Source organism: Pseudomonas sp. GW821-FHT07E12 (assembly GCF_058986605.1).
The window spans coordinates 32,653-56,384 of sequence record NZ_JBYSVX010000036.1 but is presented as its reverse complement, the minus strand read 5'-3'; the positions used below and the strand labels follow the sequence as shown (position 1 = coordinate 56,384).

22 protein-coding genes are annotated in these 23,732 nt (G+C 66.2%); 8 read left to right on the top strand and 14 right to left on the bottom strand.

The genetic code is table 11. The features are described 5' to 3' along the window. Positions 1–257: 257 nt before the first annotated feature. Positions 258–1,136, bottom strand: coding sequence for a LysR family transcriptional regulator (locus tag AC3WJE_RS17220; protein WP_493732045.1), 879 nt, complete (start codon positions 1,134–1,136; stop codon positions 258–260). A 102-nt stretch (positions 1,137–1,238) separates the two neighbouring features. On the opposite strand from AC3WJE_RS17220, the gene AC3WJE_RS17215 reads away from it, so the two are divergent. Beyond that, the gene (locus tag AC3WJE_RS17215) at positions 1,239–2,444 is read left to right on the top strand and encodes an MFS transporter (protein WP_493732044.1); all 1,206 of its coding nucleotides are present in this window, start codon (positions 1,239–1,241) and stop codon (positions 2,442–2,444) included. Between the two features lie 76 nt (positions 2,445–2,520). Here the strand turns inward: AC3WJE_RS17215 and yccS are convergent, their stop codons facing one another. The 6 genes from yccS to prmA all read right to left on the bottom strand — a co-directional run bounded on the left by yccS (position 2,521) and on the right by prmA (position 10,109). Then, entirely contained in the window at positions 2,521–4,701 is a 2,181-nt protein-coding gene (yccS, locus tag AC3WJE_RS17210; RefSeq protein ID WP_493732043.1) for a YccS family putative transporter, read from the bottom strand. A gap of 126 nt (positions 4,702–4,827) precedes the next feature. Next, positions 4,828–6,114 carry a phosphoribosylamine--glycine ligase gene (purD, locus tag AC3WJE_RS17205; RefSeq protein ID WP_493732042.1) on the bottom strand — a complete coding sequence of 429 codons (1,287 nt, stop codon included), beginning with the start codon at positions 6,112–6,114 and terminating at the stop codon, positions 4,828–4,830. Positions 6,115–6,249: 135 nt separating this feature from the next. After that, positions 6,250–7,836 (bottom strand): bifunctional phosphoribosylaminoimidazolecarboxamide formyltransferase/IMP cyclohydrolase, encoded by a 1,587-nt coding sequence (purH, locus tag AC3WJE_RS17200; RefSeq protein ID WP_493732041.1) that lies wholly within the window; start codon positions 7,834–7,836, stop codon positions 6,250–6,252. A gap of 146 nt (positions 7,837–7,982) precedes the next feature. After that, complete coding sequence (gene fis / locus AC3WJE_RS17195; protein WP_493732040.1) at positions 7,983–8,255, bottom strand: DNA-binding transcriptional regulator Fis; 273 nt, start codon at positions 8,253–8,255, stop codon at positions 7,983–7,985. A 113-nt stretch (positions 8,256–8,368) separates the two neighbouring features. Then, a complete protein-coding gene (locus AC3WJE_RS17190; RefSeq protein ID WP_493732039.1) occupies positions 8,369–9,139 on the bottom strand; it encodes a DUF3426 domain-containing protein in 771 nt (256 codons plus the stop codon). A 49-nt stretch (positions 9,140–9,188) separates the two neighbouring features. Next, complete coding sequence (gene prmA, locus AC3WJE_RS17185; protein WP_493732038.1) at positions 9,189–10,109, bottom strand: 50S ribosomal protein L11 methyltransferase; 921 nt, start codon at positions 10,107–10,109, stop codon at positions 9,189–9,191. A 199-nt stretch (positions 10,110–10,308) separates the two neighbouring features. On the opposite strand from prmA, the gene AC3WJE_RS17180 reads away from it, so the two are divergent. Continuing rightward, on the top strand, positions 10,309–11,250 hold the full coding sequence (locus AC3WJE_RS17180) for a hypothetical protein (protein WP_493732037.1): 942 nt from the start codon (positions 10,309–10,311) through the stop codon (positions 11,248–11,250). Beyond that, positions 11,247–11,615, top strand: coding sequence for a hypothetical protein (locus AC3WJE_RS17175; protein WP_493732036.1), 369 nt, complete (start codon positions 11,247–11,249; stop codon positions 11,613–11,615). The genes AC3WJE_RS17180 and AC3WJE_RS17175 overlap by 4 nt, the downstream gene beginning before the upstream one ends. An 81-nt stretch (positions 11,616–11,696) precedes the next feature. On the opposite strand, the gene accC is transcribed toward AC3WJE_RS17175, so the two are convergent. The 5 genes from accC to AC3WJE_RS17150 form a co-directional block, all read right to left on the bottom strand. Continuing rightward, a complete protein-coding gene (gene accC / locus AC3WJE_RS17170) occupies positions 11,697–13,064 on the bottom strand; it encodes an acetyl-CoA carboxylase biotin carboxylase subunit (protein WP_493732035.1) in 1,368 nt (455 codons plus the stop codon). After that, positions 13,054–13,488: a four helix bundle protein gene (locus AC3WJE_RS17165; protein WP_493732034.1), complete on the bottom strand. Its 435-nt coding sequence runs from the start codon at positions 13,486–13,488 to the stop codon at positions 13,054–13,056. The genes accC and AC3WJE_RS17165 overlap by 11 nt, the downstream gene beginning before the upstream one ends. A gap of 16 nt (positions 13,489–13,504) precedes the next feature. Continuing rightward, positions 13,505–13,987, bottom strand: a complete 483-nt coding sequence (accB, locus tag AC3WJE_RS17160) for an acetyl-CoA carboxylase biotin carboxyl carrier protein (protein WP_493732033.1) — start codon at positions 13,985–13,987, stop codon at positions 13,505–13,507. Between the two features lie 117 nt (positions 13,988–14,104). Continuing rightward, positions 14,105–14,551, bottom strand: coding sequence for a type II 3-dehydroquinate dehydratase (gene aroQ, locus AC3WJE_RS17155; RefSeq protein WP_493732032.1), 447 nt, complete (start codon positions 14,549–14,551; stop codon positions 14,105–14,107). A gap of 317 nt (positions 14,552–14,868) precedes the next feature. Then, positions 14,869–15,357: an RrF2 family transcriptional regulator gene (locus tag AC3WJE_RS17150; protein ID WP_493732031.1), complete on the bottom strand. Its 489-nt coding sequence runs from the start codon at positions 15,355–15,357 to the stop codon at positions 14,869–14,871. Between the two features lie 147 nt (positions 15,358–15,504). Between AC3WJE_RS17150 and AC3WJE_RS17145 the strand changes: the two genes are divergently transcribed. Beyond that, positions 15,505–16,440, top strand: a complete 936-nt coding sequence (locus AC3WJE_RS17145) for an NAD(P)/FAD-dependent oxidoreductase (RefSeq protein WP_493732030.1) — start codon at positions 15,505–15,507, stop codon at positions 16,438–16,440. A 108-nt stretch (positions 16,441–16,548) separates the two neighbouring features. Here AC3WJE_RS17145 and AC3WJE_RS17140 read toward each other — a convergent pair whose 3' ends face one another. Then, a complete protein-coding gene (locus AC3WJE_RS17140) occupies positions 16,549–16,917 on the bottom strand; it encodes a MerR family transcriptional regulator (RefSeq protein WP_493732029.1) in 369 nt (122 codons plus the stop codon). An 82-nt stretch (positions 16,918–16,999) separates the two neighbouring features. Here AC3WJE_RS17140 and AC3WJE_RS17135 point away from each other — a divergent pair, with 82 nt between their 5' ends. The 3 genes from AC3WJE_RS17135 to AC3WJE_RS17125 all read left to right on the top strand — a co-directional run bounded on the left by AC3WJE_RS17135 (position 17,000) and on the right by AC3WJE_RS17125 (position 21,228). Continuing rightward, positions 17,000–17,851 (top strand): aminotransferase class IV family protein, encoded by an 852-nt coding sequence (locus AC3WJE_RS17135; RefSeq protein ID WP_493732028.1) that lies wholly within the window; start codon positions 17,000–17,002, stop codon positions 17,849–17,851. Positions 17,852–18,116: 265 nt separating this feature from the next. After that, on the top strand, positions 18,117–18,833 hold the full coding sequence (locus AC3WJE_RS17130; RefSeq protein ID WP_493732027.1) for a response regulator transcription factor: 717 nt from the start codon (positions 18,117–18,119) through the stop codon (positions 18,831–18,833). Positions 18,834–18,909: 76 nt separating this feature from the next. After that, complete coding sequence (locus AC3WJE_RS17125; RefSeq protein ID WP_493732026.1) at positions 18,910–21,228, top strand: ligand-binding sensor domain-containing protein; 2,319 nt, start codon at positions 18,910–18,912, stop codon at positions 21,226–21,228. 143 nt (positions 21,229–21,371) lie between these two features. Here the strand turns inward: AC3WJE_RS17125 and AC3WJE_RS17120 are convergent, their stop codons facing one another. Continuing rightward, positions 21,372–22,799, bottom strand: a complete 1,428-nt coding sequence (locus tag AC3WJE_RS17120) for a sensor histidine kinase (RefSeq protein WP_493732025.1) — start codon at positions 22,797–22,799, stop codon at positions 21,372–21,374. A 584-nt stretch (positions 22,800–23,383) separates the two neighbouring features. On the opposite strand from AC3WJE_RS17120, the gene AC3WJE_RS17115 reads away from it, so the two are divergent. Next, positions 23,384–23,728, top strand: a complete 345-nt coding sequence (locus tag AC3WJE_RS17115; RefSeq protein ID WP_493732024.1) for a hypothetical protein — start codon at positions 23,384–23,386, stop codon at positions 23,726–23,728. Positions 23,729–23,732: the final 4 nt, after the last annotated feature.

Below are 23,732 nucleotides of genomic sequence, written 5' to 3'. Positions count from 1 at the left end.
CGCCCTACGCTTCGCTACGGGTCCGCGGAGCCGACGGGATTTTCTGACGCGACTTCCTGTCGCGGCAGAAAACGACGTGCATCCATGCACGTCGCCCTTCGGGTTTTTCCCGTCGGCTCCGCCGCTGCGGCAGGGGCCCCCGTAAGTCAAAGGCGAAGAGCAACAGCAAAATCACGAGCAACAGCAACAGCAACAGCAACGGCCACAGCAACGGCCACAGCAACCGCAACCGCAACCGCAATGCTTGGCTGTTGGGCCTAAGTCCGTTCGGAACGCTCGCGCAGCAATGTCACGAATGCGCGTGCGGCGGGTGTGGGGTCGCGGCTCCAGCAGGCGTAGGTGAGGAAGCGGAAGGCGGGGGTGAGTTTGATCACCGTTACTTCGGCCATTACTTCGGCCATCGTGCGCGGCACGATCGCGGTGCCCAGGTCTGCGGCGACCAATTGGCGGATCAGGTCGGCGTGGGTCACTTCGTACTGCAGTCGCTGGTGCAGGCCTGCTTCGGCGAAGGCGGCGTCGACGATGCCGCGTACGCCGGCGCCGGGGATCAGTCCGGCCATCGGGGTGTCGTCGAGTTCGCGCAGGGCGACGCTGCGTCGACGTGCGAGGGAGTGGTTCGGCGCGGTGATCAGCGCCAGGCCTTCCTCGTGCAGCAGCAGACGTTGTTCGGGCAGGGCGACATGCGGGCCGACGCCGACCAGGGCGACGTCCAGTCGGCCTTCGGCGAGGTCGTGCAGCAGTGCGTCGCTCATGCCGGTGCGCAGGTGCACGTCGACCTCGGCATGCGCGTGGCGGAACTCGCTCAGCAACGCGGGCACCGAGACCGTCGTCAGCGAGGAAATCTGGCCGATGTTGATGCGCCCTCGTACCACCCCGATGGTCTGGGCCATCTCTTCCTGCAGGCGTTGCGCGGCACGCAGGGTCTGGCGTGCGTTGTGCAGGAACACCTCGCCGGCGGCGGTGACGCGTACGCGCCGGCCGTTGCGGTCGAACAGGCGCGCGCCCAGTTGCTCTTCGAGCTTGGCGATCTGGTGGCTGAGCGCGGACTGCACGGTGTGGCAGCGCGTCGCGGCGGCGGTGAAGCTGCCCTCCTCGGCCACCGCGACGGCGAACTCAAGCTGGCGCAGGCTGAACATGCGATCTCGAAATCAGATGGGTTGTGTGAAAACAATACATTGGAAAGATGGATGCAAGGTGTCCAGACTGCCGCCCATCGAACTTGCTGGTGTGGGTGTTCCATGAATACGTCTTCCTCTCCGCTTTCGCGTGGCCTGGTGCTGCTGATGGCCATGGCGACCGGACTGGCGGTGGCGAGCAATTACTACGCCCAGCCGTTGCTGGAGATCCTGGCGCGCGACTTCGGCATCCCTGTCGGCCGTGCCGGGCTGGTCGTCACCACCGCGCAGTTGGCCTATGCGGCCGGCCTGCTGCTGATCGTGCCGCTGGGCGATCGCCTGGATCGGCGCAAGCTGATCGTCGGCCTGTACGCGCTGAGCGCGGTCGGCCTGCTGATCAGTGCCAGTGCGCATGGTTTTGCGTTGTTGCTGGTGGGCACGTTGCTGACCGGTGCCGCGTCGGTGAGTGCGCAGATCCTGGTGCCGTTCGCGGCGACGCTGGCGGTGCCGCATGAGCGCGGCCGGGTGATCGGTACGGTGATGAGCGGGTTGCTGCTGGGCATCCTGCTGGCGCGGACCGCGTCCGGCCTGCTTGCCGGGCTGGGCGGCTGGCAGACCATCTATTGGGTCGCCGCGGGGCTGATCCTGGTGGTGTCGGGGCTGCTGTGGCGTGGGCTGCCGGCGCATCCGGGCCACGCCACGCTGCCGTATCTGCGGCTGGTGGGGTCGGTGCTGGCGTTGTTGCGCGACGAGCCGGTGCTGCGTGCGCGTTCGGTGCTGGGCGGGCTGCTGTTCGCCGGCTTCAGCATCTTCTGGACCACGCTGGCGTTCCTGCTGTCCGGGCCGGATTACGGCTATGGCACGGCGACGATCGGCATGTTCGGTTTGATCGGTGCGGCCGGTGCGTTGGCCGCGAACCTGTCGGGCAAGTTGTCCGACAACGGGGCCGGGCATTGGGTCACGTGGGGCGGGTTGCTGATGCTGCTGGTGTCCTGGGGGCTGCTGGTGATCGCCCCGCATTCGCTGATCGCACTGATCGTCGGCGTGCTGTTGCTCGACGTGGCGGTGCAGGGTGTGCACATCGGCAACCAGAGCGTGATCTACCGGCTGGATCCGGCGGCGCGTAACCGCATCACCTCGGCTTACATCACCTGCTACTTCATCGGTGGTGCGGTGGGCTCCAGCGTTGGCGCGGCGGCGTATGCGGCTGCGGGTTGGAATGGTGTGGTCGCGGCGGGCGCGGCATTCGCGGTGCTGGCGCTGTTGTGGACGCTGCTGACGATGCGCAATGAGTTCGTCGATGTGGTGCCCGAGGTGAAGCACTCTTAGGGCCGTTTTTCTCTTCGGGGAACTCCGGATGAAGACGGAGCCGGGCAAGCTCGGCTCTACGGCGTTCGCCGCTGGATCACGTCGTCGGGCTGTCCACGACTGCCGAGGCAGCAGCACGCAGCTTGGGCAGCAGCCGCAGCATCAGCGCCAATTGGGTGTTGACCAGTTGCTGCTTGGCCGGCAGTGCGGCGTCGGCGGTTTCCAGGCGTTCGGCCAGGGCGATTTCGGCCGGTTCGTTGCCGATCGGCAGTGGCTGGCGTTGTGACAGTGCCTGGGCGAGGCCTTCGAACATGCGCTGCAGGTAGCCGCCGGCTTCAGCGACGGTGCCGCTGGTGGCGTCTTCGGCCAACTCGCCGCGATGCGCGCCTAGTGCCGAGAGGTAGCCGAGCACAGTGCTCGACAGCGCCAGGAAGCGGAAGCCGGCGTCGAGGTTGCGGCGGTAGCGGCCGGGCTCGCGCAGCATGTTCGACAGCGCCACCGACAGCGCGGCGTCGGCGTTGTGCATGTCGCGCCGCGCGATGCGGTACGGCAGGTCGTCGCGCATGCCGCTGCGGTATTGCTCAAGCACCTGCGCCAGATAACGTGCGCAGGCGGCCAGCACGGTGGACATCACCACGTTCAAGCGCCGGCCCTGCCAGTCCGGCAGGATCAGGAACGAGGCCGCCGCGGCGATCGCGCAGCCGATCACGGTATCGATCATGCGCGGCCAGATCAGCACGAAGCCGTTGCCGATCAGGTTGAAGCAGAACAGCGCCATCACCGTGATCGCGGCGGTGGCGAGCATGTAGCGGTCGGTGCGGGTGATGAAGAACACCAGCGCGCCGAGCAGTGCCAGCAGCAGCTGCAGCTCGGTGCCGGGGAACAGCTGCATCAGCGCCCAGGTGGCGATCAGGCCGAGCAGCGTGCCGGCGATGCGCTGCGCCAGCCGCAATCGGGTCGCGCCGTAGTTGGGCCGACAAACGAAGGCGGTGGTCAGCAGGATCCAGTAGCCGTTGTCGGCGTGGATCAGCTTCATCAGCCCGTAGCCGACCGCCAGCGCGATCGCCATGCGCAGCCCGTAGCGGAACAGCACCGAGGTCGGGGTGAGCTGGCGGCCGATGCGCGTGGCCATCTCGCGCAGCGTGTGCGGCGAGGAGTCGCGCAGGTGGGTATCGACGGTCTCGCCGGAGGTGTCCGTGCGCGAGGCATCGGAGAGCCGGCGCTCGATCGTCTGCAGGTTGGTCACCAGCAGCTCCAGCGAGCCGAGCAGGCGCGTGAGCTTCGCATCGCCGCGCGCGTGCAGGAAGTCCAGCGAGGCGCGCAGGTCGGCGGTGGCCTGCTGGGTCTGCTCGCCGTACTCGAATGTCCGCCGCAGCCGGATCGCCTCGCCGAGCGCGGCGCAGGCTTTGCCCTGCAGCGCGAGCAGGCGCTGGCAGCGATACAGCACGTCGCTGTGGAAGAACGCCTCGGTCAGCGCGTCATAGGGATAGTGCGAGGAACTGGCGCGCTCATGGAATTCCTGCGCCATGTAGTACAGCCGGAAGTACAGGCCGGACTGCACGCCGGGCCGGCCCGAGCGCCCGAAGCGGCTGATGATCGCGTTCTTGGCGGCGTTCAGTGCGGCCACCACCCGCGCGTTCTGCTCGGCCAGCGCCAACCGGTGTGCGTGCAGGTCGCGCTGGTGCACCGGCTCGAACAGGTCGGCCTTCAACTTCAGGAAGCGGCCGAGTTCGAAGAACAGCCGCGCCAACCGCTCGCGCACCGGCCGGTTGGCGAACAGGATCGTCCACAGGATCGACAGCAACCCGTACCAGGTGGCGCCGAGCAGCAGCAGTCCGGCGCCCTGCCAGGCGGCTTCCGGGCTGCGGCTGCCGTGCTGGTCCATGCCGATCATCGCGTAGATCGCCAAGGCCACGGTGGCCTGGGCGATCGAGGCGTAGCGCTCGCCGAGTGCGCCGAGCAGGGTCAGCGCGAAGGTCGACAGCGCCAGGCACAGCACGAACGGCAGCGGATAGGGGAACAGCACCACCACGCTGGCCGCCGCGGCGGCGAAGCACAGCAGCGACAACAGCACCGCCTTGCTGCGACCCAGCCAGTTGTCGTCGGTCTCGGCGATCGCGCTGGCGATGATGCCGAGGAAGATCGCCGGCACCGCATGCAGTTGCTGGCGCTGCCAGCACGTGCCCATCACCACGGCCAGCGCGATGAACACGCGCAGGCCGTAACTGGCTTTCTCGTGGGCCCACAGCAGGCCTAGGCGGGATTCGAACCGGTTCATGCACGCTGCGCAGGGGGATCGGGCGAGATTATCCCGGGCGGCGTCGGCTCGCGTGAAGCGCCGATGCATTTTTGCCAGAGCCAGCCAGCCGGCCCGGACATCGTGTCAGGACCGAACATGCGTCACTCAGCCGCGTTCGCGTTCGATCGCGCGCCAGCCGATGTCATTGCGATGGAACTCGTTGGCCCAGTGGATCCTGGCGACGCCAGCGTAAGCGTTGCGCTGCGCGTCCGACACGCTCTCACCGAGTGCGGCCACGCACAGCACGCGGCCACCGGCGCTGATCACATGGCCTTGCGCATCGAGCGTGGTGCCGGCGTGGAAGACCTTGGCGTTGGCCGGTACCGCCTCGAAGCCGGTGATGACATCGCCGGTGATCGGCGCTTCCGGATACGGACTGGCGGCCATCACCACGCCCAGCGACGGTTGCGGTGTCCACTGTGCTTCGGTTGCGTGCAGCTTGCCGTCGATCGCGGCTTCGACCAGATCGACCAGATCCGATTGCAGGCGCAGCATCACCGGCTGCGTTTCCGGGTCGCCGAAGCGCACGTTGAACTCGATCACCTTCGGCGCGCCGTTCTGATCGATCATCAGGCCCGCATAGAGGAAGCCGGTGAACGGCATGCCGTCGGCGATCATGCCCTGCACGGTCGGCTCGACCACCTCGCGCATCACCCGCGCATGCACCTCGGGCGTGACCACCGGTGCCGGCGAGTAGGCGCCCATGCCACCGGTGTTGGGGCCGGTATCGCCGTCGCCGACGCGCTTGTGATCCTGCGAGGTCGCCATCGGCAGCGCATGCGTGCCGTCGACCATCGAGATGAAGCTGGCTTCCTCGCCGTCGAGGAATTCCTCGATCACCACGCGCGCACCGGCATCGCCGAAGGCATTGCCCGAGAGCATGTCGTGCACCGCAGCCTCGGCCTCGGCCAGCGTCATCGCCACGATCACGCCCTTGCCGGCGGCCAGGCCATCGGCCTTGACCACGATCGGCGCGCCCTTCTCGCGGAGGTAGGCGAGTGCCGCATCCACCTCGGTGTGCACCGCGTAATAAGCCGTCGGGATGTTGTGGCGGGCGAGGAAATCCTTGGCGAACGCCTTGCTGCCTTCCAACTGCGCGGCGGCGGCGGTCGGCCCGAAGATGTGCAGGCCGGCAGCGCGGAAGCGATCGACCACGCCAAGCACCAGCGGCACTTCGGGCCCGACCACGGTCAGCGCCACGGCTTCGTCCTGCGCCAGCTTCAGCAGGCCATCGAGATCGGTGACCTTGATCGCCACGTTGCGGCACTTGGCCTCGGTCGCGGTACCGGCGTTGCCCGGCGCGACGATGACTTCACTGACGCGCGGAGATTGAGCGAGCTTCCAGGCCAGCGCGTGTTCGCGACCGCCGGAACCGATGACCAACACTTTCATAGCAACGTCTCCGAAGGAAAGCCCCCTGAGTCAGGGGGCGATTCGCGCCGAAGGCGCGAATGGGGTGTGGGAGCGCAAGGCCGGGGCCCGTAGTTTGCGCAGCAAACTTCGGGATTGATGCCGGCGCAGCCGGTATCAATGCCTGAAGTGCCGCACGCCAGTGAACACCATCGCGATGCCATGCTCATCGGCTGCGGCGATCACTTCGGCGTCGCGCATCGAGCCGCCCGGCTGGATCACGGCCTTGATGCCGGCGGCCGCGGCTGCGTCGATGCCGTCACGGAACGGGAAGAATGCGTCGGAGGCCATCACCGAGCCTTCCACCACCAGGTTCGCGTCGGCGGCCTTGATGCCGGCGATACGGGCCGAATACACGCGGCTCATCTGGCCGGCGCCGACGCCGATCGTGCGGTTGTCCTTGGCGTAGACGATCGCGTTGGATTTGACGAACTTGGCGACCTTCCAGGCGAACAGCAGGTCGCTGAACTGCGCCTCGGTCGGTGCGAGTTTGGTCACGACCTTCAATTCATCGCGCGTCACCACGCGATCATCGGCGGTCTGCATCAGCAGGCCGGAGCCGACGCGCTTGGTGTCGATGAAGCCCTTCGACGATGCCGCGAGCGGAATGCGCAGCACGCGCACGTTGGCCTTCTTCTTGGCGTATTCCAGCGCGCCGGGCTCGTAGTCCGGCGCGATCAGCACCTCGACGAACTGGCGGTCCAGGATCGCCTGCGCGGTGGCGGTATCGAGCGTGCGGTTGAAGGCGAGGATGCCGCCGAACGCGCTGGTCGGATCGGTCGCATAGGCCAGCTCGTAGGCATCGCCGCAGGCCACGCCGACGGCGACGCCGCAGGGGTTGGCGTGCTTGACGATGACGCAGGCGGGCACGTCGAACTGGCGCACGCATTCCCACGCCGCATCGCTGTCGGCGATGTTGTTGTAGCTCAGCTCCTTGCCCTGCAGTTGCTCGAACGTCGCCAGCGAGCCGGGTGCGGGGTACAGGTCGCGATAGAACGCCGCCTGCTGGTGCGGGTTCTCGCCGTAACGCAGGTCGGCGACCTTGATGAAGCTACCGTTGGCCTGCGCCGAGAATGCAGCGCGCGTGGGCACGTCGCTCGAGGTGTCGGTGATCGCCGACAGATAGTTGCTGATCGCCGCGTCGTACTGCGCGACGCGGTTGAACGCGGCCACCGACAGTGCGAAGCGCTGCGCGGCCGAGAGCTTGCCGTCGTTGCCTTCAAGTTCGGCGAGCAGCGCGGCGTACTGGTCCGGCGAGGTCGCTACCGCCACGCGTGCGAAGTTCTTCGCCGCCGAGCGCAGCATCGCCGGGCCGCCGATGTCGATGTTCTCGACTGCGTCGGCGAGCGTGCAATCACGCTTGGCAGTGACCGATTCGAACGGATACAGGTTCAGCACCAGCAGATCGATCGGTGCGATGCCGTGTTCGGCCATCACCGCATCGTCGGTGCCGGCGCGGCCGAGCAGGCCGCCGTGCACGAGCGGGTGCAGGGTCTTGACCCGTCCGTCCATCATTTCCGGAAAGCCGGTGAGCTCGGACACGTCCTTGACCGGCAGGCCGGCCTCGCGGATCGCCTTGGCGGTGCCGCCGGTGGAGAGCAGTTCGACGCCGCGCGCGGCCAGTGCGCGGGCCAGATCGATCAGGCCGGTCTTGTCGGAAACGGACAGCAATGCCCGACGTACGGGCAGGAAATCAGCGGACATGGGGAACGGGTGGGAGCGGAGCGGGCCGGTATTGTACCGGGCCGGCCAAGCCGCCATGGCCGGTGGGCTCTTTGTAGGAGCGGCTTTAGCCGCGAACGCTTCACCGGTAAAGCCCCATCGCGGCTGAAGCCGCTCCTACAGGGGCGTTACGCCAGCCCGTATTCCTTGAGCTTCTTGCGCAGCGTGGCGCGGTGGATGCCCAGCATCGCCGCGGCGCGGCTCTGGTTGCCCTCGCAGTGGTTGAGCACTTCCACGAACAGCGGAATCTCCATCTCGCGCAGCACGATCTCGTAGACGTCATCGGCCTCGCTGCCGTCCAGGTCGCGCAGATAGCGACGGACGGATTGCGCGACGTGTTCGCGCAACGGCGACTTCGGCGCGCCTCGACTGATGTCAGGACGAGTGGTGGCAGCGTTCAAGGGGGTCCCCGAAAAAACAGTGGATCGGGATGCGGGGGAGCATCACCGGAGGGGGGGTGAGTCTAGCGCGAGCGGCGGGGGCATGCACGCGCACATTCGGCACGACCGCTCGATCAGCGGAACTCGAACCCGAACGCAGCGGTGCTGGCGGCCGGTTCGTGCACGCGGAAGGCGATCTGGGTGCCCTGACCTGGTGCAAGCGTGCCGTCGGGTGGCGCCGGCAGGCCGAGATATTCCTGCGGCGAGAACACGCGGCTGCCGATCACGCGGCCATCGGCATCGGACAGCGACAGCTGCAGCTGCGGCCAGGCCTGTGCCCAGCGCGCGTCATTGCGGAAGCTGGCCTGGACCTGCAGCACGCCGCGCTGGTCGGCGGCCGGGCGCACTTCGCGGTTGAGCATGGTGAAGGCCGTCGGTTCGTGCCACGGCGGCAAGTTGCAACGCAGCGCAGCACACAATGTCGCCAGCACCGGTCGCCAACCGGCATCGGCCGCGAGCCGGGCGCGATCAGCCACCAGCATCTGCATCGCCAGCAGCAGTGCCAGGCCCACCAGTACCGGCCATTGCCAGAACGGTGTCCTGCGCTGCACCGCGCTGGTGCGGGCGGGTCGCATGAAACTCGGTGTGCTTTCCAGCGATGCCGTTGGCCGTTGGGCGATCTGCTCGAGTGTCGGGATCTGCGCGGCGGTTGCCTGCGCATTCCATGCGTCATCGCTGTCGGAAACCGCGTCGTCGTCGACGTCGACGTGCACGGGTGTCGTGTCCACACCCATATCCGCGACGACGACCGCAGGCGTGCCCGCCTCCGGTGGCGCATCGGGCGATGGCGCGGGGCCGCGCAGGAACGCGGCCAGCGAGTGCGGAGACTTTTTCTCGTCGCTCATGCGGGGAAGGCGGTGACCGGCGCGGACAGGACGCTATTCAAACATGGCTTCAGCCACGGCGCCGGCCGTCGATGCGCATCCAGTCGCCATCCTGGGTTGCCTGCAAGTCGTCGAACCAGTTCGCATAGCGCTCCAGCAGTTCGCCCTCCTGGCCGTGCAGGATGCCCGACAGGGCAATCCGGCCACCTGCCGCGACACGCGCGGCCAGGGTCTCGGCGAGGGCATCCAGCGCCGAGGCGAGGATGTTGGCGACCACGACCGGATAGCGACGCACCGGTTCGTCCTGCGGCAGATACACCGCCAGCCGCGCGCCGACCTGGTTGCGCTCGGCATTGTCATGGGTGGCCAGCAACGCCTGCGGATCGTTGTCCACGCCGACCGCGCTGGCGGCGCCGAGCTTCAGTGCGGCCAGCGCGAGGATGCCCGAGCCGCAGCCGAAATCGAGCACGTCGCGGCCCTGCAGTTCGCCTTGTTCGGCGAGTGTGTCGAGCCAGCGCAGGCACAGCGCGGTGGTCGGATGCGTGCCCGAGCCGAACGCCAGGCCCGGATCCAGCCGCACCACCGCGGCATCGGCGCTCTGCGCGTCCTCGGGCAATTCGTGGTTCCACGGCACGATGAAGGTGCGGGCGCCGAACTGCATCGGCTGGAACTGGTCCAGCCAGGCGCGCTCCCAGTCCTCGTCCTCGACCTGACGGAACGCCACCTGTGCCCAGTCCAGGCCGGGATCGAACGCTTCCAGCGCCGCCAGCAATGCCAATGCATCGGTTTCGGCCGGGAACAGCGCGGTCAGCACCAGCGCGTTCCACAGCGGCGTCTCGCCGACGCCCGGTTCCAGGATCGCGTGCTCGTTGCTGGTGTCGGCATCGGCGTCGAGCAGGGTGACCGCCAGCGCGCCGACGTCCTCCAGCGCGTTCTCGAAACGCGGTTGGGTGGCTTCGGTGCAGTGCAGGGTCAGTTCGAGGAACGGCATGGCGGTTTCGCGAGCGGCGAGGGGGTGCACATCGTAGACGACCGCCCGGCCCGCCGCAGGGGGCACAGGCCAGCGGCGGCATCGTGTGGTAGGGTCCGCCGAAGTTCCCGACCTGTTCGGGGATACGTGCTGACCCTAGACTGGGCCCCATTGCCGCGGCGGCTGCTTTCGAAGCCGGGGCGTTTTACGAATCGATCCGATGCCTTCCGTTCGTGCCCGCAACCTGTTGATGTTGCTTGCGCCCGCCGTGCTGCTCGCGGCGGCGTGGTGGCAGCATGGGCTTTCCTCGCATCCGGGTGAGGCGATCGCCGGTGGCGAGGTGCAGATGCCCGTGCAGGATGTGCGCTATCAGGCGCCGCGGCTGCGTGCCGAGCTCCGTCGCGACGTGGCGGTCGGGGCCGGTCTGCCGCTCGATCAGCGCGCGGGCCTGGAAGCGGACGCCGATCTTTATCACTACGCGCAGCAACTGGCCGGGCGAGCGACGGGCGGCGACGCCGATGCCGGCTGGCTGCTGAGCCGGGTTTACGACTACTGCACCGGTTACGCGCTCGATCCGGCCGGTTACCAGGCCGACAGCCAGTGGATCGCGCGGCGTGAGGCCGCCGCGATGAATGCGATGCTGGCCGCGCGGACGCGCCTGGCCGCCCGCTGTGCCGGTTTCACCCCGCGGGACGGGTTGTCAGCGCAGCAGGTGCTGGGGCAACGTATTCAGGCAGCCCAGGCCGGCAGCCTGGCCGCCGAGGCCGCGTTGTTGGCCGCCGGTCAGCCTCTGGACAGCTCCACGGCCTATAAACGCAGTCTGGTCGAACGCGTATTGGCCTCGCGCGACCCGGAGGCCTATCTGGCACTGTCGCCGGCGATGGGCGCACGCGCCAGCGGCGATGACGCCTATCGCGATTACGTCGCAGGCGACCAGTACGCGGAACTGGCCTGGCAGATCGCGGCATGCCGGCTGGGACTGGATTGCGATGCAGGTGGTTCGTTGATGACGAGTTACTGCGCCAATGCCGGGATCTGTTCGCAGGACAGCTCGCAGGATTTCGAGTCTTTCGTTTACGACGCAGCAGTGCCACGGCAAGGGGCGAGCAGGATGGATGAGTTGATCACCTCCTTGGTCAAGGGAGAGGGAGTGAAGTCATGAATTACCGACGCTGGCTCTACGGTGCCAAGTTCTGGTTGATGGTGGGGCTGTTCGCGGCGTATTCGGCCGCGGCGGTGGGTATCGTGATGATCGATACCGCCGATAACCGCTATCGCGATCTTGCGCAGGTGCGGCTGACCAAGGTCGACAGCGACGAGCAGGTCCGGCGCGGTGGCGCGGCGCAGGCGGCGGCGGTGTACCGCGCGCAGAGCGGCCTGCCGTTTTCCTCGCTGCCAACCGGTTCGACCTTCCAGATCGTCTGGCCGGACGGCTCCACCGAGACGATGACGATCGTTGATCCACGCTCGCAGAACGGGATCGTGCCGGTCGTGGGCAGCCAGCAGAAGGCGCCCACGGTGCATTGACGGCACTGATTCGGCAGGCATGAAAAAGGCGGGGAATTCCCCGCCTTTTTCTTTGCCATTTTGCTTGTCTGGCGTTGAGGCTCAGACCAGTGCGATCGACTGGTTCTTGCGTTCGGCCAGGCGCTTTTCCAGGTAGTGGATGTTCTGGCCACCGGCCTGGAAGCCCTTGTCGCGCATGATGCGCTGCTGCAGCGGGATGTTGGTCTTGATGCCGTCCACGACCATCTCGCTCAGGGCCACGCGCATGCGCGCGATCGCGGTCTCGCGATCCGGGCCGTGCACGATCAGCTTGCCGATCATCGAGTCGTAGTTCGGCGGCACCTTGTAGCCGCTGTAGATGTGCGTATCCACGCGCACGCCCGGGCCGCCCGGCGGGTGGAACGCGGTGATCAGGCCCGGGTTGGGCATGAACGTGTCCGGGTCCTCGGCGTTGATGCGGCACTCGATCGCGTGACCGCGCAGCACGATGTCGCTCTGCTTGATGGTCAGCTTGCGGCCGGCGGCGATGCGCAGCTGCTCGCACACCAGATCGATGCCGGTGATGCGCTCGGTCACCGGATGTTCCACCTGGATGCGGGTGTTCATTTCGATGAAGTAGAAGCGGCCGTTCTCGAACAGGAACTCGAACGTGCCGGCGCCGCGATAGCCGATGCGGATGCAGGCTTCCACGCAGACCTTGCCGATCTCGTTGCGCAGTTCCTCGGTGATGCCCGGCGCCGGTGCTTCCTCGACCACCTTCTGGTGGCGACGCTGCATCGAGCAATCGCGCTCACCGAGGTGGATCGCGTTGCCCTGGCCGTCGGCCAGCACCTGGATCTCGATGTGGCGCGGGTTCTCCAGGAACTTCTCCATGTAGACCTGGTCGTTGCTGAAAGCCGCCTTGGCCTCGCTCTTGGTGGTCTCGATCGCGGCCTTCAGCGCGCTCTCGGTGTGCACCACGCGCATGCCGCGCCCGCCGCCGCCGCCCGCCGCCTTGATGATCACCGGATAGCCGATTTCGCGGGCGATCTTGGTGTTGGCGACGATGTCTTCGCCGAGCGGGCCGCCCGAGCCGGGCACGCACGGCACGCCGGCGGCCTTCATCGCGCGGATCGCCTCGACCTTGTCGCCCATCAGGCGGATGGTGTCGGCCTTGGGCCCGATGAAGATGAAGCCGGACTGCTCCACGCGCTCGGCGAAGTCGGCGTTCTCCGACAGGAAGCCGTAGCCGGGGTGGATCGCCTGCGCGTCGGTGACCTCGGCCGCGGCGATCAGCGCCGGGATGTTGAGGTAACTCTCGCTGGACGGCGCCGGGCCGATGCAGACCGACTCGTCGGCCATCGCCACGTGCTTGAGGTTGCGGTCGACGGTGGAGTGCACCGCGACCGTGCGGATGCCCAGCGTATGGCACGCGCGCAGGATGCGCAGCGCGATTTCGCCTCGATTGGCGATGACGACTTTATCTAGCATGGGATTGGGGATTCGGGATTGGGGATTCGTAGACGGCATCGGGCTCGCGGATCGAGCGCGCGTTGTCCAGAGAACGAATCAGGGCGTTGAGTCGGGAGAAGGTTCGATCCATCAGCCCGGTCGGGGCCACGTCGGCAGCAGAAAACTGCAGGCGCACGGCCAGTTGCAGCTGAGTATCCAGTTCCGACAGCGAGCCGCGCGCCATGGACAGAAAGCGCAGGTATTCGGCGGTTGAACGCCGTGCTGCACCTTCTGCGATGTTGGATGGGACGCTGATCGCTGCCCTGCGCATCTGAGCAGTCAGTCCGAACCGTTCGGTATCGGGGAAACCATCCGTGAAGTGGTAGATCGCTTCGACCAACGACATGGCATCGCGCCAGACTTCCAGGCGCTGATGCGGTCGCTGTTGCGAATCCCAAATCACGAATCCCCAATCCCGGTTACTGAATTACAAACAACGGCTGGTCGAACTCGACCGGCTGGCCGCTCTCGCCGAGGATCGCCACGATGGTGCCGGAGGCGTCGGCTTCGATCGGGTTGAACATCTTCATGGCTTCGATGATCGCCAGGGTGTCGCCGGCCTTGACGGTCTGGCCGACGGTGACGAACGCGGGCTTGTCCGGGGAGGGCGAGGCGTAGAACGTGCCGACCATCGGTGCGCGCAGCACGTGGCCTTCGGGCAGGGCATTGCCGGGCTTGGCGCTGCCGCCGGTGGAGGCTTCGGTCGGCGAGGTCATCGGCATGCTGGCCGGCGCCGGCGCGGCAACCGGGGCGGGGAGGTACTGCGGCGCCGGCGCGGCCAGCGTGGTGCCCTTCGGCGTACGCGCCAGGCGGACGCTCTCTTCGCCTTCCTTGATCTCGATCTCGGCGAGATTGGATTCTTCGAGCAGGTCGATCAGTTTCTTGATTTTGCGGAGATCCATGACGGCCTCGTGGTAGGTGCAACGGGAAAGCGGGAGCCGGGTCGCGCGCGTGGCGCGGCGGCTACGGCAGGAAAGGGCAAAGCGGACGCGCGTGGGCGCAGCGCGGGAGCGGACGGATCACGCCTCGCGCCCCAGGCGTGCGATCACGCCGTCCAGCGCCAGCCGGTAGCTGTCGGCGCCGAAGCCGCAGATCACACCCACCGCCTTGTCGCTGAGGTAGCTGTGGTGGCGGAACGGCTCGCGCGCATGCGGGTTGGACAGGTGCAGCTCCACGAACGGCAGGGCGACGCCCAGCAGCGCGTCGCGCAGCGCGACCGAGGTATGGGTGAACGCGCCCGGGTTGATCAGGATGAATGCGGTGCCGTCGGTGCGTGCGGCGTGGATGCGTTCCACCAGCACGTGCTCGGCATTGGACTGCAGCACCATCAGGTCGTGTCCCGCCGCCGCCGCTTGGGCGACCAGGGCGTCATCGATCTGCGCCAGCGTGGCGTGACCGTAGACGTCCGGTTCGCGGGTGCCGAGCAGATTGAGGTTGGGGCCGTGGAGCAGCAGCAGTCGAGCCATGGGGGCGGTCGATTGGAAAGGGCGGAAGTCTGCGCCAACCGGCGGATACTGTCCAGATCGGCGAAGTTAATCGCGTTTGAAGCGTTTGTTTGAATTTTGTGATGCCCGGACGCCACTGAATGGCGGCTATCGACGCGGTGTGTGGCAGCCCGGGTTGGCGTGTCTGGACCTTGGCAAACTCAGGGGGTCAATTCGCGATTGATATATCCGGCACGTGACGACTGTTTGAAGATGCAGCTTCACCGCGTAATGCGACCTCCCGCGAAGTTGCGCGCCGATCGCGGTCTGATCCGGGAGATTGGCTGCGAGACCTCGCGTCAATGCGTCTCTGGCATTGAGCGTGTCGAATCCGCTTGTTCGGCTTGCTCAGAGCCACAGGCTGGCGCTTCGGACGCTGGCCAATGTCCGCCCTTGGCCTCGAAGTCCCGCGCCACGTCTTCCACCGTTATCGTCCCGAACTGCTCAAGCACCGCCTGCTCGGCGGCAGTGAGCGTGGCGTTGATGCGTGCATCTACGGCTTGTTCAACCAGGCAGGGCGAGAACTCGGCCTGCGGGCCGATGTTGAACAACTGCGGGTGACCGATGGCCTCGTAGATATCCAGCAGCGAGATCCGGCTCAGCGGTACGGTGAGCTCCCAGCCGCCGCCGTGGCCCTTGTCGGAACGGACCAGGTCCTTGTCGCGCAGTCCGGCCATCATCCGGCGTACCACTACCGGATTGGTACCCAGCATCTTGGAGAGCTGCTCGGAAGTGGGGCGTTTGACGTGCCGATCCATGTGGATCAGCACATGCAGCATGCGGGACATGCGGGTATCGCGAGGCAAGGCATGACCCCATCGGTTTCAAAACACTGAGCGCATTCTAACTCTCGTAACTTTATGAGGTACGTGGTGTTGAATGCCGGACGTCATTATGTAACATTCAATGTTACTTGATGGCCGGGGTTCGAGATCATGAGCAGCTATGACGTGATGGTGGTGGGCGGCAGTTTTGCCGGACTTGCGGCGGCCACACAGTTGGGCCGGGCGAGAAAAAGGGTGGCCGTCATCGACAGCGGGCTGCCACGCAACCGGTTCTCGCCGCTCGCTCACGGGTTTTTGGGGCAGGACGGCAAGCCGCCGTCGGACATCCTGGCCCAGGCCATGGCTGATCTGGGCAAATACGAGACTGTCGAGTTGCTGCAAGGCATCGCTCACACGGCCAGTGCGGGCGGGGCTGGATTCCGTGTGACCACACAGGACGGTCGCGCCTGGGTGGGGCGGCAGTTGATCCTGACCTACGGCGTTCGCGACATCCTGCCCGACCTGCCTGGGCTGGCCGAGCGATGGGGGCACAGCGTGCTGCATTGTCCTTACTGTCATGGATTCGAGCTTGATCGGCAGCCGATCGGGGTTTTGGCGCGGAACGAGATGGCCTTCCACGGCGGCATGCTGTTGCCGGATTGGGGGCCGACCACGCTGTTCACCCAAGGACTGTTTGAACCCACCGACGAGCAGCGTGCAGCGCTGGTGGCACGTGGCACCCGCATTGAGAGCACACCGATCCGCGCGTTGCTGGGCTGTGCGCCGGGTCTGGACGGGGTCCAGCTTGAAGACGGCCGCGTGATCAGCCTTGCCGGTCTGTTTGTCGCCCCGCTGCTGCAACCATCGGCAGATCTTGCCCAGCAACTGGGTTGCAAGATGGTCACCGGCCCTATGGGCGACAGCGTCGAGGTGGATGCCATGCAGCACACCAGCGTGCCAGGTATCTACGCGGCAGGTGATCTCGCCAATCCGATGGGGAACGTGACGCTGGCCGCGGCTGCTGGCGTCCGCGCTGCCGTCAGTGCGCATTTCGCGCAGGTATTCCCGCCGGCGCGTGAGCCGGCGAGCGCATCAGAAGAGGCGTGACGACCTCTCCCACGCATCACGCCTTTGGGAGGACATGAGTAAGTGCCGCGCTCCCGGTGAGCCCTGCGGCTGAATTCTTTCGCAAATAACCGAAGGGGCCGGATGCGTTCACCGTGGGCCGGATTCGCCGCCCAGATCATGCAGGAAGCCAGCCACCAAGCTGCGGCTGGCGGTGAGGGTGCCCAGCTTCTCGTCCAGTCCGGCCAGTGCCTGGCCGAGCGCGTCGCGGATTTCGTAGCAGGGCTTGAAGGCCGGCCACGGCTCGTCGCGCATGCAGGGCAGCAGCACCCGGATCGTCTCGATCTTCAGCCCGGACGTGCTGAGCAGGCGGATGCGCTGCGCCATCAGCAGTTCGGTCTCGCCGTAATCGCGATAGCCGGCTTCGGTGCGGGCCGGGCTCAGCAGTCCGGCTTGTTCGTAGTAGCGCAGCATCCGCTCGCTGAGGCCGCTGCGGCGTGCCAGTTCGCCGATTTTCATGACAGAAGCGCTCCGCGCTTGACCTTGACAGTGGTGTCAGAGTTTAGCGTCTGCGTCCCGACTTTCTTGTGGAGACGCTTCAATGGATCAGACGTTCAAGGCCCGGCAGTTGCTGGCCATGCCAGCAGCGCAGCCTGTCCGCCGCGTGGTGCTACACGGCGATCGTCCCGCCACTGCCGAGGACCTGGCACCGCTGGCGTTCGCCGGCTATGCACACTTCACCGCGATGCAGGTCCGCGACGGCGGCGTGCGCGGTCTGGATCTGCACCTGCAGCGGCTGCGCGAGGCCTCGCTGGCGCTGTACGGCCATGCCATGGCCGATGCCGAGGTACGTGCGCGATTGCGGCAGGCGCTGGCGCAGTCGCCGCCGGATATCTCGTTGACCGCGACGATGTACCCGCGCACCGGTGAGTTCAGCGCCGCCGATGCGGGTACACCGGAACTGCTGGTGCGCACCGATGCGCCGGCACAGCCGCCGGTCGGGCCGCTGGCGCTGGCGGCGGTCGAGCACCAGCGCGTGCTGGCGCGTCACAAGCACGTGGGTGAAGTCGCCAAGACCTGGTACCTGCGTCAGGCGGTCGCGCAGGGTTTCGACGATGCCGCCTTCATCGATCCGGCCGGGCGCGTGGCCGAGGCGACGATCTGGAATCTGGCGTTCTGGGATGGCTCTGCCGTGGTGTGGCCGGTTGCCGATGTGCTGCCGGGCATCACCATGGGCATTGTCCGACGCCAGTTGCGGCAACTGGGCGTGCCGCAACGCGAGCAGGTGCTGAGGCTGGACGATCTTGCAGCGCTGGCCGGTGCGGTGGCGATGAACTCGTGGTCGCCGGGCGTGGCGGTATCGCGGATCGGTGAGGTGACGCTGCCGCCCGCGCCGGATTTCGTGCAGTGGTTGCACCGGGCTCACGCGACCGAGCCGTTGGTAGTGCCGTGAGTGGTATGGAGGCGGGAGCACGCGCCGCACCGATGCTTCGAGCGATCACTCATCTGGAGCGGATGCGGGGTCAATCCCCGGTGCTGGATCGTGCTTGTGATCGCCAGCACAGGCGATGATTTCGGCGTGATATTGATCACGGAAAACAAGCCTGCCCAGCTCCATCGAAAAGGGGCCGTGCTACTTTGATCCGATGCGGAAAACCTGAAGCGTGCCCGCGTTTTTTTTGGAAGCTGTTCTTGGTTTCCCTGGGGAGAAATAACCAATGGTGGGCGCTGGCTTGATGGCGGCCGCACGTCGGCTGCCCACGCTTGCAGTGGTGGAGGATGATCGCGTCTTCAGGGAAGAGGTGCTTGTACCGGTGTTGGCGCAGTCCGGTTTCTCCGTCGTGGGGATGGCAGCAGCGCTGGATCTGTACAGATCGATGACTCGCCATTCTTATGATCTTGTGCTGCTCGATGTCGGCCTGCCCGACGAAGATGGTTTCAGCATCACCACGCATCTGCGCAGCCTGTCTTCCCGCGTCGGGATCGTGATGTTGACCGGCTACGATTCCGGCCAGGATCGCATGCGCGGCCTGCGCGCCGGAGCCGATGCCTATCTGGCCAAGCCGGTCGACATGGAAGAGGTCGTGGCGACGTTGCGCAACCTGGCCCGCTGGATCGTTCCGGATACACACGAGGCGCCTGTACATGCGAAATGGCGCCTGGACGAGAGAGGCTGGTGCATCTTGACGCCACGCGGTATCGAAATCGAGATGAACCTGGCCGAGCGGCAGATCATGGCGATGCTGACGGCATCGACCGGCACGCCGGTACCGCGCGAGGCGTTGATCGCGCGTCTGGTCAAGAACGCGCACGACTTCGATCCGCATCGGCTGGAAATGCTGATCCATCGCCTGCGCAGGAAATGCCAGCAGCTTGCCGAAGAAGAGCTCCCGCTGCGCGCCGTGCGCGGTGTGGGTTACGTATTGAACTGGTAGCCGGTCACGGCGGCATCCTGCTGATGGCGAGTAAAGCGGTGTGAGAACCCTGGGATGCTGGTCGTGGCGGGGACTGTTGATTGCAGGCCTGCTTGTGCTGTGTGCTCCTGCCTCGGCGCTGCCGGAGGTGGAGGCCGAGCATCGGGTGGGACTGCGGGCTTTCAGCGGCGATGATGGACTTCCGCAGTCGGGCGTGAACGCGGTGGTCCAGACCGGCGACGGTTATCTCTGGATCGGCACCTTCGGTGGCCTGGCACGCTTCGATGGCCTGACGTTCACGGTGTTTCGCGAAAGACCCTCGCCCGACATGCCGGATTCGGAAAGCACGGCGCGATCGGGGCCGGCCAGCGATCGCATCCTGGCGCTGCATGAGGACGACGAGGGCCGGTTGTGGATCGGCACGCAGGACGCCGGGTTGAGCGTGTACGAGCAGGGTGTGTTTCATCACCTGCCGATCTGCGGCGGCGTCTGCCAGGTCAACGACATTCTGCAGGCCCCCGACCGGACACTGTGGATTGCCAGCAGTGCCGGGTTGCTGCATCTGGATCCCGGGCATCGGCGCGAGACCTGGCTTGATGCCGGAGGCACCGGCTATATGCGTCTGGCGCATGACGCGCAGGGGCATGTCCATGTGGGCGGAGACTCGGGTTTCTTCGTCGTGGTCGATCGACGGCTTCGCCGCATTGCGTTGCCCGATGACGGCAGAAAGGTCCGGGTGCTGAAGGCCAGCGGCGACGATCTGCTCGTCGGCACGGAACACGCGCTCTATCGGTACGATCCCCGGCGTGGGCAATGGTGGCCGCTCGGTGTGACCAGTCCGCTGGCGGCCGTGCAGGACCTGGAGGGCCGATGGTGGGTGTCCTTGGCCTCCGGGCAACTGGTCCAGGAGCGTGGTGCCGGGAAATGGCGGGATATCCCGGAACTGTTCGGCATGGGCATCACCAGCCTGGGGCGGGACGATGAAGGCAATCTGTGGGTAGGCAGCGGCAGCAAGGGACTGCTGCGCGTGCGCCAGCCCTTGTTCGGATTGATCCCGGCGCCCATGTCGGGGGTGAACATGGCCGGGCGCGCGACGATCTCGGATGGCGCTGATGGCCTGTGGCTCGGATCGGCGTGTGGTGGGTTGCGTCATTGGCGGCCCGACGGCCGCGCGTCGCGCGTGCCGATCCAGCTGGAGCAGGAGAATAAATGCATTACCAGCCTGGCGCTGGACCAGGAAGCCGCGCTCTGGGTGGGAACGGCGGAGGGACGTCTGATACGCCTGAAGGCGGGCGTATCCAGGCAGGTCGGAGTTTGGCCGGCGGAAGTGCCGATCAACGTGTGGCAGCAGGCGGATGGACGCCTGCTCGTCGGCTCGGGACGTTCCACCTTCGAGATCAAGGTCGATGGCGAAGCACGCATCATCGACCAGCATCGCATCGAGGCCCTGGAGGGCACGACCGTCAACAGTGTGGTGCCGGCTGCGAGCGGGGGCGACTGGTTTGTCGGCGACCATGGCGTGTGGCGGCTGGTTGCCGGCCGGATCGTCGAGCGTTGGACGCCCCGCGAAGGACTGTCCTCGCGCTTTGCACGTGCCGTATACGAGGACAAGGCCACCCGTACGCTCTGGGTAGGAACCTACGGTGGCGGCCTGAACCGCATCCATGACGGTCAGGTGTATCGCTACGACAGCCACAACGGCCTGTTCGACGATACGGTGTCGTGCATCCTGCCGGATGCCAGGGGGCGTTTGTGGCTGGGAGGCAATCGCGGCGTCAGCCTGTTGCCGAAGCCGCGGCAGGCCACGAGCGAGATCGAGTCGATCGGCTATGCGGCAAGCGACGGGCTGATTCCGGCCGAAATCAACGGAGGCCATTCGAGCCCTTGCCATCGCGATACGCGCGGCCGGCTGTGGTTCTCGCTGGTGGAGGGGTTTGCGGTCGTCGATCCCGCTGATGTGCCCGAAGTCCCGCCGGTTCCGCTTCGGCCTCATATCGAAGAGGTGGTGGTGGCAGGGCGCAAGCAGGAGATCGCCGGATCATCGCTGGTGCTGGAGCCATCGGCGCGGAATCTGGAGATCTACTACACCGCCATCAACCTGAGCCGGCCCCGGGACACCCGGTTCCGCTTTCGCCTGCTCGGGTTCGATCAAGCGTGGGTGGAGGCGGGGCAGAACCGCAGCATCCTGTATCCGTCGATCCCCTGGGGAGAGCACGTGTTCGAAGTGCAGGCGCGCATCCAGGGCGGAACGTGGTCTCCGGTTTCGGCCGATCTGAAGATCGTCAATCCGCGACCGTGGTATCTGCGGCCCTGGGTGCTGGTCCTGGTGACCTCATTGAGTCTGCTGGCGCTGGTCGGCGCTACGCAGTTCGGCGCGGGCCAGATGGGCCTACGGCGCGGAGGAGCTTCAGATTGAGCGTTCTGACCGGGGGATTTCTATAGCAAACGTGATGGGTCGCAGGAGCGGCGCCAGCCGCGATCGAGCCCTGCCTGGAAGTCCCATCGCGGCTGACGCCGCTCCTACGAGGGGGCCATCGATCCGAGAGCGCCCTAGCGCGGTCAGGCGTTGGCGACACGTTCTCCGGTGTCGGTCGGCTCGGCGAACAGCAGTGGCTGGGCCATCTTGAAATTGGCGTCGTCCTCGTTGCCGGGCACGACCAACGGCAGTCGGATGTGGATGCGCGTGCCCTGGCCGGGCGCACTGTCTACCCGTATCTGGCCACCGTGATCGGTGACGAAGCGCTGCACGGTGGCCATGCCGATGCCGGTCCCCTTGTCTTTGGGCTTGGTGGTGAAGAACGGCTCGAACAGGCGTGCAAGCACATCCGGTTCCATGCCGGTGCCGGTGTCTTCCAGCGCGAGGACGGCACAGTCCGCATCGGGTTCGATGGACAGCCGGAATCGACCGCCGTGCGGCATCGCATCGCTGGCGTTGCTGGCGATGTTCAGCAACGCCAGCACCAGTTCGTCGCGATCGGCCCTGACCAGCAGGCCGGACGCGGACGTATCCAGCGCGACCTCGATCCCGTGCGGGAACATCGGCTGTATCAGCGGGCGCACCTCGTCGATGGCTTCGGCGAGATCGAACGTGGATATCTGGGGGGTATGCGTGCGGCTGAAGCTGAGCAGGCGCCGGGTGAGCGTGGCGCCGCGCCGCGCCGCCTGACGGATTCCGGGAAGAACGCCATCGATGGAACCGCCGCGCAGGTCCACCGAGGTGGCGTGGCCGAGGATCACGCTGAGGATGGCATTGAAATCGTGGGCGATGCCGGTCGAGAGCCGGCCGATGGTTTCCATTTTCTGCGTCTGCACGAGACGCTCGTAGGCGCGCTCCTTCTCCTCCACCTGCCGCTCGAGTTCCAGGCAGGCCGCACTCAGTGCTTCGCTGCGATGGATGGCCCGTTGCGAGGACAGGATCAGGCGGTCCAGGATCGTCACCAGGACCAGGAAATTCATGCAGGCCAGGAGCAGGGTGGTCAGCGCTTCCGAAGCCTGGCTGGAATCGGTGGCGAGCTGCAGATCCGTGTGCGTGCCGATGGCCAGCACCGCCACGTTGATCAGGGCCGTCCACCATGCTGCCGCTCTGCCCAGCAGCAATCCCGCAAACAGAAGAGGAAGCAGATGGGTGATCTGCAACCCGGATTGCGCCCGCAATCCATAGGCGTGATAGCTGATGCCCATCAAGACCAGACCGCCGGCAACGGTGAGGCCCGCCGACAGCCGGAACAATCCGCTGCGCAGCAGATAGAGGCACGAGCAGGCGTAGGCGCTCACGACCAGCGTCGATCCGTTCTCGATGACGCCCGTCATGCCTGCCGATGTCGCGCAGGAGGCGATCGCCATGATCAGCGTGGTCAGGGCGATGACGGCCAGCAGCGCCTGCAGCGTCAAGGCGTTGTGTCTGTCGCGCGGGGTGTGGGTGGGTACGCGCTTCACCCAGCCGAGGAAGCCATGCCAGGACGACAGGGGCGGTTCGTGGACGGTCATCGATGTGGCTGACACAGGGGAGGGGGACGACACGGAAACAGTCGCGTGTCATTGGACGGCGGTCGAACGTTCCCGGTTGGCGCCTGCACGCCCTGCGAACCGGAGTGGCATGCAGTCCCCTGCACTGATTTGCCACCGGCGGCCACAGTAGCACCACGGTTCGACACACGAGCGGGAAGATTTGTTGCATCGACAGGAAACAGCAAAGTCCATCGCTTTTTTTCCGGATGCCGATCAAGCAAATCGCACGATCTCTCCCATCGAAACCTCACCGTTGGTGAGCATGCAAGGACTTCGCGCGCGTATCGCTTCGTGCCGGCCCGGAGGCAGGTCTTGTCATGGACGGTCTCCGTATCGAGTACCCGGCACGCGCCAACGCGCCGTGGCCGATGAGGTGACCTGGTTGGACGGCGGGTGACCGGTCACCGCGATGGATCGTGACAAGGGGATTGCACGAAATTCTTCGTGAGCAACCGTGCGTGTAATCGCCCAAACCGATCGCTAGTGTTCGCCACGCATGATCAGGTGCGCGGCTACAGACAACGGAACTGCGCGCTTCGGACCGCCACCGGGATGGGCAATGCATGAAGCATTTGATTGAAGAACGCAGCGGTGATTCGTCGGCGCGGATTGGACATTCCGCCTTCCCGTTCCTGCTATCGCGGGCGTTGCAGGTATCGATGCGCCGGGCCGGCGTACCTGCAGGCATCGTCACCCACGCCCCACGTACTTGTGACGCTCGATCGTTTCGAGATGCGATCCGTTCATGCCGCTCGCATGCGGGCGACGCGATCACCCAGGCCACGACACTCGGGGTCGATCTGCCCATCCAGCACGCACTCAAGCACCGCTTGATGCGCGCCGCGCCGGCCATGGCGGCGGCGTGTCATCGAAGGGTCACATGCAGCGCCTTGTCGCTTTCGTTCTGAAGAC